Origin of the sequence: Anaerophaga thermohalophila str. Valhall, from assembly GCF_000250735.1 — a bacterium.
Lineage (GTDB): Bacteria > Bacteroidota > Bacteroidia > Bacteroidales > Marinilabiliaceae > Anaerophaga > Anaerophaga thermohalophila_A.
On sequence record NZ_AHZV01000170.1, the window covers coordinates 1 to 12,620 of the forward strand.

Annotated in this window: 15 protein-coding genes and 1 pseudogene; 1 reads left to right on the top strand and 15 read right to left on the bottom strand. The window is 31.5% G+C overall.

From position 1 onward, the window contains the following. Positions 1–142 precede the first annotated feature (142 nt). From OQ5_RS25395 to OQ5_RS0109195, 15 genes and pseudogenes are all read right to left on the bottom strand, one after another. Positions 143–807: pseudogene (locus OQ5_RS25395) on the bottom strand (DUF6939 family protein). Beyond that, positions 808–1,800, bottom strand: coding sequence for a DarT ssDNA thymidine ADP-ribosyltransferase family protein (locus OQ5_RS21955; protein WP_016777195.1), 993 nt, complete (start codon positions 1,798–1,800; stop codon positions 808–810). A 102-nt stretch (positions 1,801–1,902) separates the two neighbouring features. Next, entirely contained in the window at positions 1,903–2,271 is a 369-nt protein-coding gene (locus tag OQ5_RS0109135; RefSeq protein WP_016777196.1) for a hypothetical protein, read from the bottom strand. 215 nt (positions 2,272–2,486) lie between these two features. After that, on the bottom strand, positions 2,487–3,386 hold the full coding sequence (locus OQ5_RS0109140) for a cation diffusion facilitator family transporter (protein ID WP_016777197.1): 900 nt from the start codon (positions 3,384–3,386) through the stop codon (positions 2,487–2,489). Positions 3,387–3,481: 95 nt separating this feature from the next. After that, the gene (locus OQ5_RS0109145) at positions 3,482–4,249 is read right to left on the bottom strand and encodes an undecaprenyl-diphosphate phosphatase (RefSeq protein WP_026055197.1); all 768 of its coding nucleotides are present in this window, start codon (positions 4,247–4,249) and stop codon (positions 3,482–3,484) included. A 12-nt stretch (positions 4,250–4,261) separates the two neighbouring features. Next, positions 4,262–5,191 (bottom strand): magnesium transporter CorA family protein, encoded by a 930-nt coding sequence (locus tag OQ5_RS0109150; RefSeq protein WP_016777199.1) that lies wholly within the window; start codon positions 5,189–5,191, stop codon positions 4,262–4,264. Positions 5,192–5,627: 436 nt separating this feature from the next. Next, entirely contained in the window at positions 5,628–6,383 is a 756-nt protein-coding gene (locus tag OQ5_RS0109155) for a hypothetical protein (RefSeq protein WP_016777200.1), read from the bottom strand. Positions 6,384–6,391: 8 nt separating this feature from the next. Next, entirely contained in the window at positions 6,392–6,577 is a 186-nt protein-coding gene (locus OQ5_RS0109160; RefSeq protein WP_016777201.1) for a hypothetical protein, read from the bottom strand. A 37-nt stretch (positions 6,578–6,614) separates the two neighbouring features. Beyond that, entirely contained in the window at positions 6,615–7,106 is a 492-nt protein-coding gene (locus OQ5_RS0109165) for a hypothetical protein (protein WP_016777202.1), read from the bottom strand. Positions 7,107–7,118: 12 nt separating this feature from the next. Continuing rightward, positions 7,119–8,540 carry a hypothetical protein gene (locus OQ5_RS0109170; protein ID WP_016777203.1) on the bottom strand — a complete coding sequence of 474 codons (1,422 nt, stop codon included), beginning with the start codon at positions 8,538–8,540 and terminating at the stop codon, positions 7,119–7,121. A 2-nt stretch (positions 8,541–8,542) separates the two neighbouring features. Beyond that, positions 8,543–9,553, bottom strand: coding sequence for a hypothetical protein (locus tag OQ5_RS20665; protein ID WP_016777204.1), 1,011 nt, complete (start codon positions 9,551–9,553; stop codon positions 8,543–8,545). Between the two features lie 4 nt (positions 9,554–9,557). Then, complete coding sequence (locus OQ5_RS0109180) at positions 9,558–10,496, bottom strand: DUF6175 family protein (protein ID WP_026055198.1); 939 nt, start codon at positions 10,494–10,496, stop codon at positions 9,558–9,560. A gap of 89 nt (positions 10,497–10,585) precedes the next feature. Then, entirely contained in the window at positions 10,586–10,993 is a 408-nt protein-coding gene (locus tag OQ5_RS0109185) for a hypothetical protein (RefSeq protein WP_016777206.1), read from the bottom strand. An 11-nt stretch (positions 10,994–11,004) separates the two neighbouring features. Further along, the gene (locus OQ5_RS0109190; RefSeq protein WP_016777207.1) at positions 11,005–11,259 is read right to left on the bottom strand and encodes a hypothetical protein; all 255 of its coding nucleotides are present in this window, start codon (positions 11,257–11,259) and stop codon (positions 11,005–11,007) included. A gap of 224 nt (positions 11,260–11,483) precedes the next feature. Next, positions 11,484–12,362: an SIR2 family protein gene (locus OQ5_RS0109195; RefSeq protein WP_016777208.1), complete on the bottom strand. Its 879-nt coding sequence runs from the start codon at positions 12,360–12,362 to the stop codon at positions 11,484–11,486. Positions 12,363–12,417: 55 nt separating this feature from the next. Here OQ5_RS0109195 and OQ5_RS0109200 point away from each other — a divergent pair, with 55 nt between their 5' ends. Next, on the top strand, positions 12,418–12,618 hold the full coding sequence (locus OQ5_RS0109200; protein WP_016777209.1) for a hypothetical protein: 201 nt from the start codon (positions 12,418–12,420) through the stop codon (positions 12,616–12,618). Positions 12,619–12,620: the final 2 nt, after the last annotated feature.

Here is a 12,620-nt window from a genome sequence, read left to right on the forward strand (position 1 = left end):
GGACAGCGGTATGAAACGTTGCGCATTTCAAAGCACAAACTTATCAGCTCGCTAAGCCGTTGATTAAATGTTATTTCGTTCAAATATACCACTATCTGCGCAATGTTTTATGACCGCGTGTTAGCGGCTGCCCTTACTTGGGTCATAGGTTTAATTTTAACTGATTATTATCCGTTATCTTTTCACTATTATCTTCCTCATTATTCTTTTTCCCTTTCCTTGGTTTCGTTGACATTGGCTCACAAAATCTTTTTGACACTAATTCAGGGTATTTTTTATCTATGAATTTTTTTATCAGTCCTGCATGTGAAAGGGGTTTCTTTATATTTTCAATATCTGTATTTGTTTCATAATCGAGTAACACCAAATCTTGCTGTAATGCAATTGAAATTAATTCATCAATAATCATTGACACCTTATTTTGCAAAATCCATGCATAAGAAGGCAAATATATCTTTTTGCGTGCCGATAAATAATCTAATAATTCGTTATTTTCAGTACCTTTTCTATGTCCAATAGTCTTACCGTATTTTCTCACTGTCCGCTTGATATCTTTCATGTTTTTACATAAAATTTAGAAGTATCAATATCAGAATTTTCAAAAACCTTTAATCCTTGCCAAATACCTTCAACTGAAGAGGCAAACAAATTCTTTGAGAAAGGAACAGGAATATCACCATGCGGATAAAAAGGACTTAACTTAATAAAAGGCTCTTTGCTTTTTGATGTAACATCAACTACACAAGCATTAGGATAAAGCTTTGTCAAGGTTTGCTCTTTTTTTCTTTTGCTCTCAACGAAAATCATTTAGCTTAGTTCTTTTATATTTCGTATATACTTAATTGGTATGAAATTTTTAACAAGTACTTCCCCTTGAAAATATGGTCTATCTATATCTGACAAGCTAAAGTGATTAGGAAGCTTGAAAATTTCAAATTTTAGTTGTTTAAAATCATCAATAGTTGAGCCAACATTAACATCATTTCTTGTCGCATTTTTATTTGCATATTGCGTTTCATTCCAAAAAATCACCTCGGGGTCGATTTCAAGAATGACGTTGTTTCTATTTCTAATTGGTTGAACAAACATCATCGGGTGGCTTCTTGTAAAACTCACTCTAACAAAATCTTGTAATCCTTTTCTAGTATCTAAGTCTCTTGATAGTTGATTTCCTCCAGGTACAGGTATACTGATTCCATTTGTAACACAGTGGTGCCAAGAATATAATCCTTTATGTTTTTTTATTGATTTCAAGTTAGAACGGTCTGTAAAGTGATAAAGTGTGTATATATTTTTATCTGAAAGAATTTCTTTGAATTTTTCCCAATCTGATTTGAAATTTAAAGTTCTCTGCTTTTGTTCCTCATATTTAAGTTTATCTTCAGCTCTTAGCTTAGCAACATATGCTTCATAAACAGATTGTTGATTGAAGGTCTCAACAGGAGGAGCAGCTATTCTTGCAGTTCTTTTGGATTTGCCTTTTACATAAAATCCTATTGGAGGTTTTGAAGATGTACCCCAGTGATAAGGTGAAATATAAATAAAGGCAATTGTTTCTCCCTGAAAATTAAATATTTCATATTCATCAACAGGTTTATTAATATTATCAACATTTATACTTCCTGTCCTTCTGTACCTGAGTACTTCTCCATTTATTGTTCTTAAACTATGTAAGTATGCTTGGCTTGAGGGTATACCATAAGTAGGAATTGGATTAGTTTTTTCGAGTCCAAATTCACCAATTCCTTCGGGAATTTCATCAACTCTGCATGCTTGAGTATTATCCGTTATCTCGCTCAAAAACTTTTCAACTATTTCTTTAGGAAAGGTCTTAGTCCAATCCTCCTTAAGTTGATTTGTTTTTTTATTTTTAAAAAGTCGAAAAACCCCATACCTTACTATTTACCAAACATAAGCATCACCATCTCTCCTTACTTCGGATGGAGTTCTTCGATGAATCATCATCGCAGCAGATAAAGCAGTCAAGTAATCATGTAGTTTCTTTACTTGGTCATCATTGAAGTATTGTAAACAATAACCAGCAAGATGAGCTTTCAGTCTTTCGATATCAAATTCTTTCGACATCCTACTAATAAAGACTGATTTGAGCGCAATGTTTGTAGCCTCTTTTCTGTTAATCTTATTATGAAGGATTAGTAGAATCTCATCTGTTACTGCGTTTATATCCTTCTCACCTTTGGGGAAAATTGATGCACTCATTTGAGCCATCATATCATTCATCGGTTTTTTCTTTTTACTAAATAGTCCCATATTTTTCTATTATTTTATCTATACTACTTGTCTGTTAATTTTATGTACTTCGCTTCTTTGGGTTGCCGGCAACGTTTGATGGTATGGTGTCGTGCGGGATTACGAAGCGATTTCCTATCAGTTTACACCGACTTTTTTTACGAGACACAAACCTTCGAAAACCCCTGAAACCCGCATGCACTATACCATGTGTTGGGTGTAGTGTTTATTATTTGTCAGTCATTTCTAAATGGTTCAATATGCACAATTACATGTGTGCGTTCTCCAAATCTTTTTCTTACTGCTATCTCAATCTCTGTTGCAATTTGATGAGATAATTCTACTGTCATATTTTTATCAACTTTAATATGAACTTCAACTGAAATAATTTCGCCTATCTTTCGGGTTCTCAGGTTGTGGAAATTTTTAATCCCTTCAGTTTTTGTTATGATTTCTTCTAGTTCTTTTTCAGTTGTTCTAGGGAGCGAACTATCAAGCAATTCATCAATGCTCGGTTTTGCAATATCCCAAGCAACTTTTAGAATTAAAAAGCTAACAATTACACCTGCAATCGGGTCAAGTATCCGCCAACGCTCTCCTAAAAGTATTGCCCCTAAAATTCCTAATGCTGTTCCAATTGAAGAAAATGTATCTGACCTATGATGCCAGGCATTTGCAATCATTGTCTGACTGTTCAATTTTTTACCTTCAATTTTTGTGTACCAAAAAAGTCCTTCTTTGAATACTATTGAAAAAAGTGCGGCATAAAGAGCAATAAATCCTGGTTGTTCAATCAGTTCTCCTTTTAGTGAATCAATAATTTTCACAGCTCCTGTTATTAAAATTCCTAACCCAACAATTATTAGTGCAAAACTAATCAGCATAGTGGCAAAAGTCTCGAACTTACCATGTCCGTAATGATGGCTCTTATCTTTTTCTTTTCCAGACACTTTTATGAATATAACAACAATCAAATCTGTAATAAAATCTGAAAGTGAATGCAATCCATCGGCTATCATAGCAGTACTTTGACCAACAATTCCTGCAATAATCTTACCTACTGTTAAGATTAAATTTATGAACGAACCTTGAAGTGTTACATTCCTAATCTGTTTTATTCTTTTATCTTTTTCCATATAAATAATGAATAGTTCCTTTTTTCTTTAACATTTGTGTTTAAATTTAGCAATAAGTGTTAATGTACAATGCGTTAAACTAATCACTTTGCTTATTAATACATAATTATCAAAAATATAATTCCAAGTATAATTCTATAATATCCAAAATGTTTAAATCCATATCTTTCAACTATTTTCAGGAATAATCTAACTGCAAACCAGGCACTTATAAATGCAAAGATAAGTCCAATCAAAAGCATCTGAATTTCATGTGATGTAAATTCAATATTGGTTTTAATCAAATCGTATCCAGTTGCAGCAAACATTGTTGGTATTGCCAATAGAAATGAAAATTCGGTGGCTTGTTTTTTATCCAGTTTATTAAAAACGCCACCCACAATTGTAGCTGCAGCTCTTGAAGTGCCAGGAATCATTGATAAGCATTGAATTAATCCAATAAAAAAAGCGTTTTTTATTGGGATTTTTTCTAAAGATGTTACCTGCCCTTCTTTCTGATGAATTTTTTTATCAATCAGTATTAGTACAACTCCACCAATTACCAATGAAACAGAGACAACTATAGGATTAAACAAATACGCTTTAATAAAATCATATGCTAAAAAACCGACAATTGCTGTTGGAATAAAGGCAATAGCAAGCTTTATATAAATATCAAAGCTTTGCAAAAAACGCTTGATATACATAATTGCAATAGCCATTATTGCACCCAACTGAATGGCAACTTCAAATGTTTTAACAAATTCATTTTCGTGAATTTTCATTGCATACGAAGCCAATATCATGTGTCCAGTTGAAGAAATTGGTAAAAACTCTGTTAACCCTTCTATAATTGCTAAAATTATTGATTGTATAGTGTCCATTTATGCGATAATTTAAAACCACTGTCTTTTTCTAAATATAAGTACTCCTAAAAACGATAAAAATAATGAACCTGTGATAATTGCAGGCATTGCCCAAAATGAATTTTCCATAAAATTCGGAACGTTCATTCCAAAAATACTTGCTATTAAAGTCGGAATCATTAGAATAATCGAAATAAGAGTTAATTGTTTCATTACAACATTCAGATTATTAGATATTACCGAAGCAAAAGCGTCCATCATACCGCTTTGAATGTCGGAATATATCTGTGCCATTTCAAGTGCTTGCTTATTTTCAATGAATGCGTCCTCTAACAAATCTTCGTTGATTTCGGTGGTTATCTTTTTGGAATTGCGAAGTTTTGCCAAAACGATTTCATTGGCTTTAATAGAAGTAATAAAATATACCAAACACTTTTCCATTTTCAGTAATTTGTTCAATTCCTTGTTTTTAATTGATTTTTCAAGGTCTTGTTCAATTAATGAAGTCATTTGATTAATTTGTTTTAAGTAACGAAGATACAAGTTGCCTGAGCGAAGAAACAATCGAAGGATGAAATTAATACTGTCAGTTATTTCTTTGTATTGGTCTCGAAATGGGGATGGCTGTCCAATAGGCAATACCTCGTTGTCCTGTAAGCAAAGCGTCAAAGTAAAATCCTTTGCTATAAATATTCCTAATGGTATGGTATGAAATGGAACGCCATTGTTTTTAACTTCAACTGGAATCCTAAGAATTATTAAAGTCCAATCATCATCAAATTCAATACGTGGTCTTTCGTCTTGGTCTAAGATGTCATTTGTCAGGTCGGTTGGCAATCCATAATCAACATTGAGTTTGCTGAGTTCGTCTAATGAAGGGTTTGTTACATTTATCCAACAACCTTTTAGTGGTTCGTTGATTTCAGCATAGCCGCCGAATGTTTTGAAGATTTTAATCATGATGATGTCTCCTTACAATTTTATTCTGCAAGGAAACACAAAGTCCCTACAGAATCGTTAATACTTTAATTTACTATGATACGGGCCTTCGTCCATTGTCATTTATTTTTAAAATTTCGGTTGCAAATGTAACTATATTTTTAATCATTGTTTATTCATAGCAGGGATTTTTTCAACATTACACCCAACGTCCCGGCTATATGCGCCTGGGCGTGGTTTCAGACCAGTTGTGGATTTATCAGCTTGAAAGCATGGGAGAGGGTAATACGAAACCCTCAATATGCTGTGGATGCCACGACTGGCGTATATAGCTCCGTTGTATGCTGGCCGTTAATTAATTTTGATTTTTTTCATAGGCAAATATCCTATTCTTTCAAAATATTTTTATGCTTTCATAAATCTTAATGAAGTGTTTGAGTTGTTAATTGGCAGATTGTCAGCTATTTAGGTGGTTTTTTCTACAAAACGTAATTATTACTCCTACAAATAATCCTTGTTCATCAATAACCTCGTCTAAACCAACATCATCACCAGAAGGCGAGGAAGGAAAAGATTCTAAATCAGCTTGCGATTTAAATAAATTATCAAATACTGTTTCTGTATGAACCTCAAATTTAAAATCATTTAGATAATCGGTATAAACAGATGCAAGTAGGTTATGGTATTCATTTTTAATTTGCTCTTTAGATTCTGTTATTTCAGATTCAAAAAAAACTTTTACTTCTTGAATAAATGCTATCGTAAAATGCTTGATATTACAATGACCAGTTTCGTCACCCATAAATAACAACAATCTATTAATGTCTTCCAAAAGCCGTTGTTTGTTCCTTACTGGAGTGTCAAAACCTTTTATTTCAATAGGAAAAACGTCTTGGCCATCATTTTCATATATGACAATGTCAATCCTACCTTTGCGTAGTTGATTTTCGTTTTTTCTTTTGAATTCTTTGATATAATGAAAATGATTAAGAACGTCTAATTTGTCTGAAGATTCATTCAATAGCCTGTCGGTTGGTTCTTCTAATTTTATAATTAGGTTTTTAAAATCTTCATTTATTGATTGAGCTACATTAACAGTAACTAAATACTCGGGTTTGACATAGGGGTTTACATGGTTATAAAAACTTACGCTGTTTTGATAAGCACAAGATATACCTTTAATTATAGATGAATTTAATATTTTTTTGTCCATACCCTTTATTAAAATGAATAACCATTTTCAATTTGCCATGCTTGTAAATCTTCTCTATTCCGAATAATGACATTTCCAATTTTCACTTCCACATCTTCATTGCCCAATCTTTGCCGCCAATCTTCAAAAAGCTCACGGCGTTTAGTATTGTCAAGTGCAGCAATTTTTTCTTTTGTAAACTCAAAATTTTCCATTTGCATATTTTTAATTAAGGGTTGTAAAAACAAAAAATCATTTTTCTTCTTTTTCCTTCATCTCTCTGGAAAACACGAATACCATCCTTTTCCCCTCATCCGTTTGAAAATTAGTTAATAACTCTAATCCTTCAACAAAACCAAGTGAATTTTCACGAATTGATTCTATCATTTCGACTGTTGTTTCAGTGGATGTGCTATCCTTGGTTTCGGTTGTTTTAATAACCAAGTCCGATGAAATTGTTGAACCATTAAAAAAAGTATTAGCTTGTTGTCTGGCTTTAACTTGGGCTACTCTGTTCATTACACTTGAGTTAGTGTATTTCGATTTATCAAGGGAGATTATAGAAATAAAATATTGATGATCATAGTCTTCAAATATTTTAACTCCTTCAAAAGGAGAACTTTTGTACATTCTTTCTATAAAATTGCTTAAAGATATTCGTGAGTCATTAAACCCCTGAGAATGAATAACAATATTGATAGATATAACAAATAAAATAAATAGAGAAAAGAGGTAATTCTTCATTTTGGTTTACTTTTAATTTTTTATTACGGAATATTTATATTTCGGTCTTATCCCGGAATAGTCTAATTCCTTCTTTAATTCGTGAATGCGAGGCTCTATTTTATATTTAGTAATTTTCGAAATTTCATCGGTGGTAAAAAAATCATTAAATTCCAATTTTAGAATATTATTGTCGCCAATCCTTAATCCCTCAAAAGATATTAAAGGTAATTTTCGATGTTTCCAACGGATTTGATTTATTTTATCACTTCGGTTATTATCCCAATAATCAGATTGGTTTGAAACCTCGAATATATCATAGTCATTAAATACATAAGGTTTTAAATGTAAAATTTTGTAGGAATGTCCTCCATTTCTGCCAGGTTCGAATATTTTTTTAATCACAACACGATCCTCATTTCGAGATAGAATTATACATGGTGAAAAATTATTGACATAAAGTTCAGGCCATTCTTTATAATCATTTAAATAACCTTCTTTATTTGTGAATAATTCATGCCCAAGTTTTACATAAATACCGTTATTGACTTGAAAATTCATTATGGATTTCCTAAAGTATTTAAAAAAATTATTAATAATTTCAATAGAATTATTATTTCTTAAATATATTGTATCAGGTTTGATTATTTCTTTTCTTATTATTTCTTTTATTTTATTTCTTTTTTTATTTCTGTAAATAGTGTCTATCGCAAAAGCATTATTTCTTGCTGGGGTAATCACGAAACTAAAGAAATTAACATTGTTTTTTAGGTAGTAATCTTTAATTTCATTTTTAGATATGGTGATTCCTTTTAAGGTAGAATAAAAATAATTTGAAATAGAATATAGATTTTCATTCGGTATAATATGCACTGAAACTGGAACTTGCCAATCGGGATCATTTTTTTTACGTTTTTCGTATTTTTGAGGTTGCCAAGCAATGGGGGCGCTTGTTGAAATTTCATAATCAAAACATTTATCTTGAAGTTCCTTTAGTATTTCAGACATGTTCTCAACAACAGTCTCTTCATTTTTTTTGTTAAGTTCCTGCTGCTTTACATTAGCTGCAAATATGGCCCCTTCAAATTCTACTGTGATCCCTTTACTTTCTGAAAATGAAGTTAATTTATCAATTGAAACAATTGTTTTAACTGTACTATTCCATAAACCATTCTTTCTTTGAATTTCAGAAATAATTTCATAATCCTGAATGTTCCCATTTGATATTGAAACTATTTCATCTTTTACTAATTCATTGTTTAAAATTTTCGTATTTGAAGAGATGAATGCACCAAATGCTTGCTCAATTGCATTTCGTAGAGCAGTTTGTAAGGCCTCTTGTTTTGTATTTCCTTCTCCAGATACTGTAAGGGTTACAGTTTTATTATGTTGCGTAAATGCGTTATTTGGCAATACTAGGGCTAAAACAAAAATTAATAAGTATATTTTTTTCATTGTTACCTCCAATAAATATTTTTAGTTACTGATTTGGGTTGATTCTTTGCATATTCTGTGGCTATTTCCCTGTAAGTATTAATCCTTTGTTGCTGCAGTTGAAAATTACGTGCATTTTGTTTTTTACGCATTTCCAACAATTCTTGCTCCCGGGCCAGGTTGTCTTCATATTGCCTTATCATAAATTCCCATTCCTTCTTTTCATCCTCTTTTAATTTTTCATCAATTTCTGAAATTAGTTTATTTGCATCATCAATGCATTTTGATGATGGATGAATTCGGGATAATAGTTCTCCAGCTTTTTTGGCGCCTTCCTTATCAAGACTTGAAAACCAGATAGTTTTAGCCTTATTAAAGGCTTTTTCGCATTCCATATCTATTTTTTCCTGAAAGATATGGGCTAATGTATCTAAGCTTTTAAAATAGCAATCTTGACATACCTCCGGGATCAATGAAAGCTTATAAATAGCTTGATTATATTTTTCAAGCTTGGTTAATGTCATTGCATCTTTAATGATAAAATCACATTGGGAAATATAGTATTCTATAATCTTATTCTTACCTTTCTCAATGAGTGTTGAAAACCGGTTATCATTTACGTTTATTCGTTTAAGAGCATCAATAAATGCTTTATTTTCATTGGTTCCGACACCTTTTACTGAGAGTGTAGTGCTTGAGAAAATTGTATTCTCAATGACATCACCAACAAAAAATGTTACATCTACGTTCTGAGCAATCATTTGAGGGGGGCCTGCAATAATATCTTTAGTTCCAATATTTACATTAGCAGTAATAATAAAACGTTCATTTATAGAACTTCCTCCTATTCCATTATTTGATGTAATTTGAGTCAACTTTGTGCTAAGCAGATTTTTTGCTTCGACTGGAAGCTCTATTTGTTCTGGAATATATGTATTTAATACAATCCTTCCAAAATCATCTGGTTTTACCGATTTTTGTGCAAAAGCAAAAATAGGTAAAACAAAGATTATTGTTGATATAAGTAATTTCATAAGCTTATTTTTCTCCTAATATTAAAATTGCCTCACCTAAGCCTCTGGTCAATAGTTTAATATCAAAATTGAATGGCTCGTCTCTTAGATATTTCCTTAAATCGTTCGTGAAATCTCTGGCATCCATAGGTTGGTCATATTTATTATATATTGGTATCCTAACCTGTTCAAACCTAATGAAATTTTCGGTAGCATCAGTCAGATTATATCTTCCATTTACAGTATTTTCTCTCATCCATTCATTGATGTAATCTATAATTTCTTTGTTCTTTATTTCATCGTCAAGGTAGTATTCCCAATTGTTCCATCTTTTAACTGTCAGATGAATTTCCCTTCCATTTTCGAACATATCGTTAAAATAATTTTGAAGTTGGTTTAAAAATGGATTGATATGTTGTGAAACAGCCTCAAGTAGGAGTATAGGAACAATATCATCCGATGGTTCGCCTGTTCCAGTCGAAGACGCGATTAATTTACTTGTATATGAGTCAAAGGCTTCCAATGTAAACGAAACAGCCTTCCCTTTGTCAGTCTTGGTTACTTTCCACCAGATTTGAATAAGAATATCTGCTTTTGCCCTTTTCTTAAGCATATCTAAAGGGCTTTCAGCTATTGAGGCACCACTTGTTCTACTCATAGTCATATTATCTTCAGCTCTTCTTGCCTCAATGTTTTTTAATTCTTGTTCAGCATTTTTTAAAGGAAAACCTTCTTCAGCCATTAAAGAACTGATTTTACTAATTACCTGACCTAGTTCTGTATCTTCCTGAAAGGCAAGTTTGTAATCAGGAACTTTAACTTTAGCTCCCTGATTATTAAATTCTGTCATAAAATAACGTTGATTACACCAATTATCGCTTGGTAAAATCATTAATGTTGGTTTTTTTGCTTGCCCAAATGCAACATTTGAGCAAATACCAATGAAAAACAGAATTATTGATATTGTAAATTTTTCATATTAAAATCCTGTGTTTAATGGTTCTATAATTTCTTGTTCTTCCAGATACTCTTTTAGCATAGCCCTATCAACGGTTATTTGATATACTTTCCAATTTTATTTCCCACTTTTTCGGGTAGTGCATTTTTTAAGTTTGATGATTGCACATACGTTAACCAAAGTGATTTTGTTTTGAAAAATTTCTTTGAAATTTTTTCAAATTTAGATTTTTCTTTCTCCTTTTGGAGTAAAGGTTTTTGACCAATGCATTGCTTATTTGAAGCTATTCCATTAAATAGGAGAACTTGTATTCCATCTTTTTGAGCATCTTTCATCCTATACCATCTCCCTTTTTTAGGGTTCCATATTTTTATAGTGACATGGCCATCATTACTAATTTCCTTGCATTCAGCTTGATAGTTGTTTTGTGATTGAACAAAAGGTAAAAAGGCAATTAAAAGGAATATTGGAATAGCAATTTTTTTATACAAAGTTAATCTCATTTTTAATAATTTTAAAATTCAATAAATTCATTATCAATACCATATGAGCGCTTTCCAGTCTGGTGAAGGTATAAATTACTGCCATCTTCAATAATATCTTTGTCAATTTGAATGATAATCTCACGGTTATTTGGATCTCCTAAATAAAAATAATGATTTTCAATCAATTTGGGTCTTTTGGCTAATGGTATTTTTTCGAATGTTTTGCGTGACATTTTACCATGGAATTCTTCTAATTCGTTGTCAACTATAATTCTTAGTTTCATAATCAATAAGTTTTTATTAAACAGATGTTAATTGTTTGTAAAAGTTAAAAAAATATTTGCGACATAATGTGAACGCTTTGTTAGGCTTGCATACAACGTCCCGGCTATATGCGCCTGGGCGTGGTTTCAGACCAGCTGTGGATTTATCAGCTTGAACGTATGGTTTTGGGTAAAACAAAACCCTCAATATGCTGTGGATGCCACGACTGGCGTATATAGCTCCGTTACAAGCCGTTTGCAATTATTTTTATAGCTTTTTTGTAATAACTCAGTTTGTCTTTTTCATTAATATACTTTAGTTCAATATCATAAGCTCTCATAATATCTTCTTTACTTTGGGTCTTACACTCCGAAGGGCTATAATAAATAATTCTGTTTTTTCTATTTCCAGTTCTTTCATTCTGAAATCGAACTCTATTTGTCAAAAGCCACCAGATGTCTGTTTCTTCAAACCCTAGGCCTAATCCCAAAATATGAATTTCATCCAAAAACATTAAATCAATCCAGGATTGGTTATTTAAGTCATTTTCTCTTATTCTTCTATGTAGCGAATTACTATTTAATTTTTTGTTTTTATAGTTAGTTCCTGTAACAGTGTAATTTCTAAATTGTTGGAGTTGACCTCCATAATGCTCAAATCCTAAGGTTATACTGTTTGGTATATTGTTTTCCCCGTGGATGTGCCAAAACTTTTTCCTGTTAGTATTATTGTGTCGAAAAACACTGTATTTAGTTTCTTTAATTATACCATTATTCTTAATTTCATGGGTTGGTTTATCGCCTATTAGGACTTTCTCTAATACGTAGTCGTAATTTGTTGTAATGTAATTAGTAACATTTAATTTAATCAATTCTTCGTGAATTTCATTTGGTTCAATCTTGTCAACTATTTTGGCAATCTCAGTTTTCAGATAATATTCGTCTATATTGTTTTTTTTAACACCCTTTAAAAATATTTCTTCGTAAAGAATCGGGAATGGCTTATCTTTAGATATTGAATTATTGTTTCCACAAGTTTTAATTATTTCATTTAATAAATTATTCCAGCTTGTAGAATTATTAATGTTGTTAATATCGTTTCCTACCAGTATAGTTTTGTTCATTGGCTTGGTGTTTTTTTAATGGCTTGTAACGTTAAACAAATAAATACAGTACGACATGGAAAAGAAATTATTAAAAATATTAGAAGAATGTAATGCTAACAGAATAGATGTTGATACTGCAAAAGCGCAAGTATTGGATTTATTTGATGTTAGCAAACGTCATCTTATTGAATCAATTCTTGAAAGAATGGATGGCGTATTTTCCGAATATCATTACGAAATAGTAGCAGATTATCTTGATGATGATGGTTGCTAACG

What these genes read in the sequence shown, in the direction of transcription:
- OQ5_RS0109135 (WP_016777196.1), bottom strand. Translation starts at nt 2,271, where the DNA reads ATGGGACTATTTAGTAAAAAGAAAAAACCGATGAATGATATGATGGCT.
- OQ5_RS0109140 (WP_016777197.1), bottom strand. Translation starts at nt 3,386, where the DNA reads ATGGAAAAAGATAAAAGAATAAAACAGATTAGGAATGTAACACTTCAA.
- OQ5_RS0109145 (WP_026055197.1), bottom strand. Translation starts at nt 4,249, where the DNA reads ATGGACACTATACAATCAATAATTTTAGCAATTATAGAAGGGTTAACA.
- OQ5_RS0109150 (WP_016777199.1), bottom strand. Translation starts at nt 5,191, where the DNA reads ATGATTAAAATCTTCAAAACATTCGGCGGCTATGCTGAAATCAACGAA.
- OQ5_RS0109155 (WP_016777200.1), bottom strand. Translation starts at nt 6,383, where the DNA reads ATGGACAAAAAAATATTAAATTCATCTATAATTAAAGGTATATCTTGT.
- OQ5_RS0109160 (WP_016777201.1), bottom strand. Translation starts at nt 6,577, where the DNA reads ATGGAAAATTTTGAGTTTACAAAAGAAAAAATTGCTGCACTTGACAAT.
- OQ5_RS0109165 (WP_016777202.1), bottom strand. Translation starts at nt 7,106, where the DNA reads ATGAAGAATTACCTCTTTTCTCTATTTATTTTATTTGTTATATCTATC.
- OQ5_RS0109170 (WP_016777203.1), bottom strand. Translation starts at nt 8,540, where the DNA reads ATGAAAAAAATATACTTATTAATTTTTGTTTTAGCCCTAGTATTGCCA.
- OQ5_RS20665 (WP_016777204.1), bottom strand. Translation starts at nt 9,553, where the DNA reads ATGAAATTACTTATATCAACAATAATCTTTGTTTTACCTATTTTTGCT.
- OQ5_RS0109185 (WP_016777206.1), bottom strand. Translation starts at nt 10,993, where the DNA reads ATGAGATTAACTTTGTATAAAAAAATTGCTATTCCAATATTCCTTTTA.
- OQ5_RS0109190 (WP_016777207.1), bottom strand. Translation starts at nt 11,259, where the DNA reads ATGAAACTAAGAATTATAGTTGACAACGAATTAGAAGAATTCCATGGT.
- OQ5_RS0109195 (WP_016777208.1), bottom strand. Translation starts at nt 12,362, where the DNA reads ATGAACAAAACTATACTGGTAGGAAACGATATTAACAACATTAATAAT.
- OQ5_RS0109200 (WP_016777209.1), top strand. Translation starts at nt 12,418, where the DNA reads ATGGAAAAGAAATTATTAAAAATATTAGAAGAATGTAATGCTAACAGA.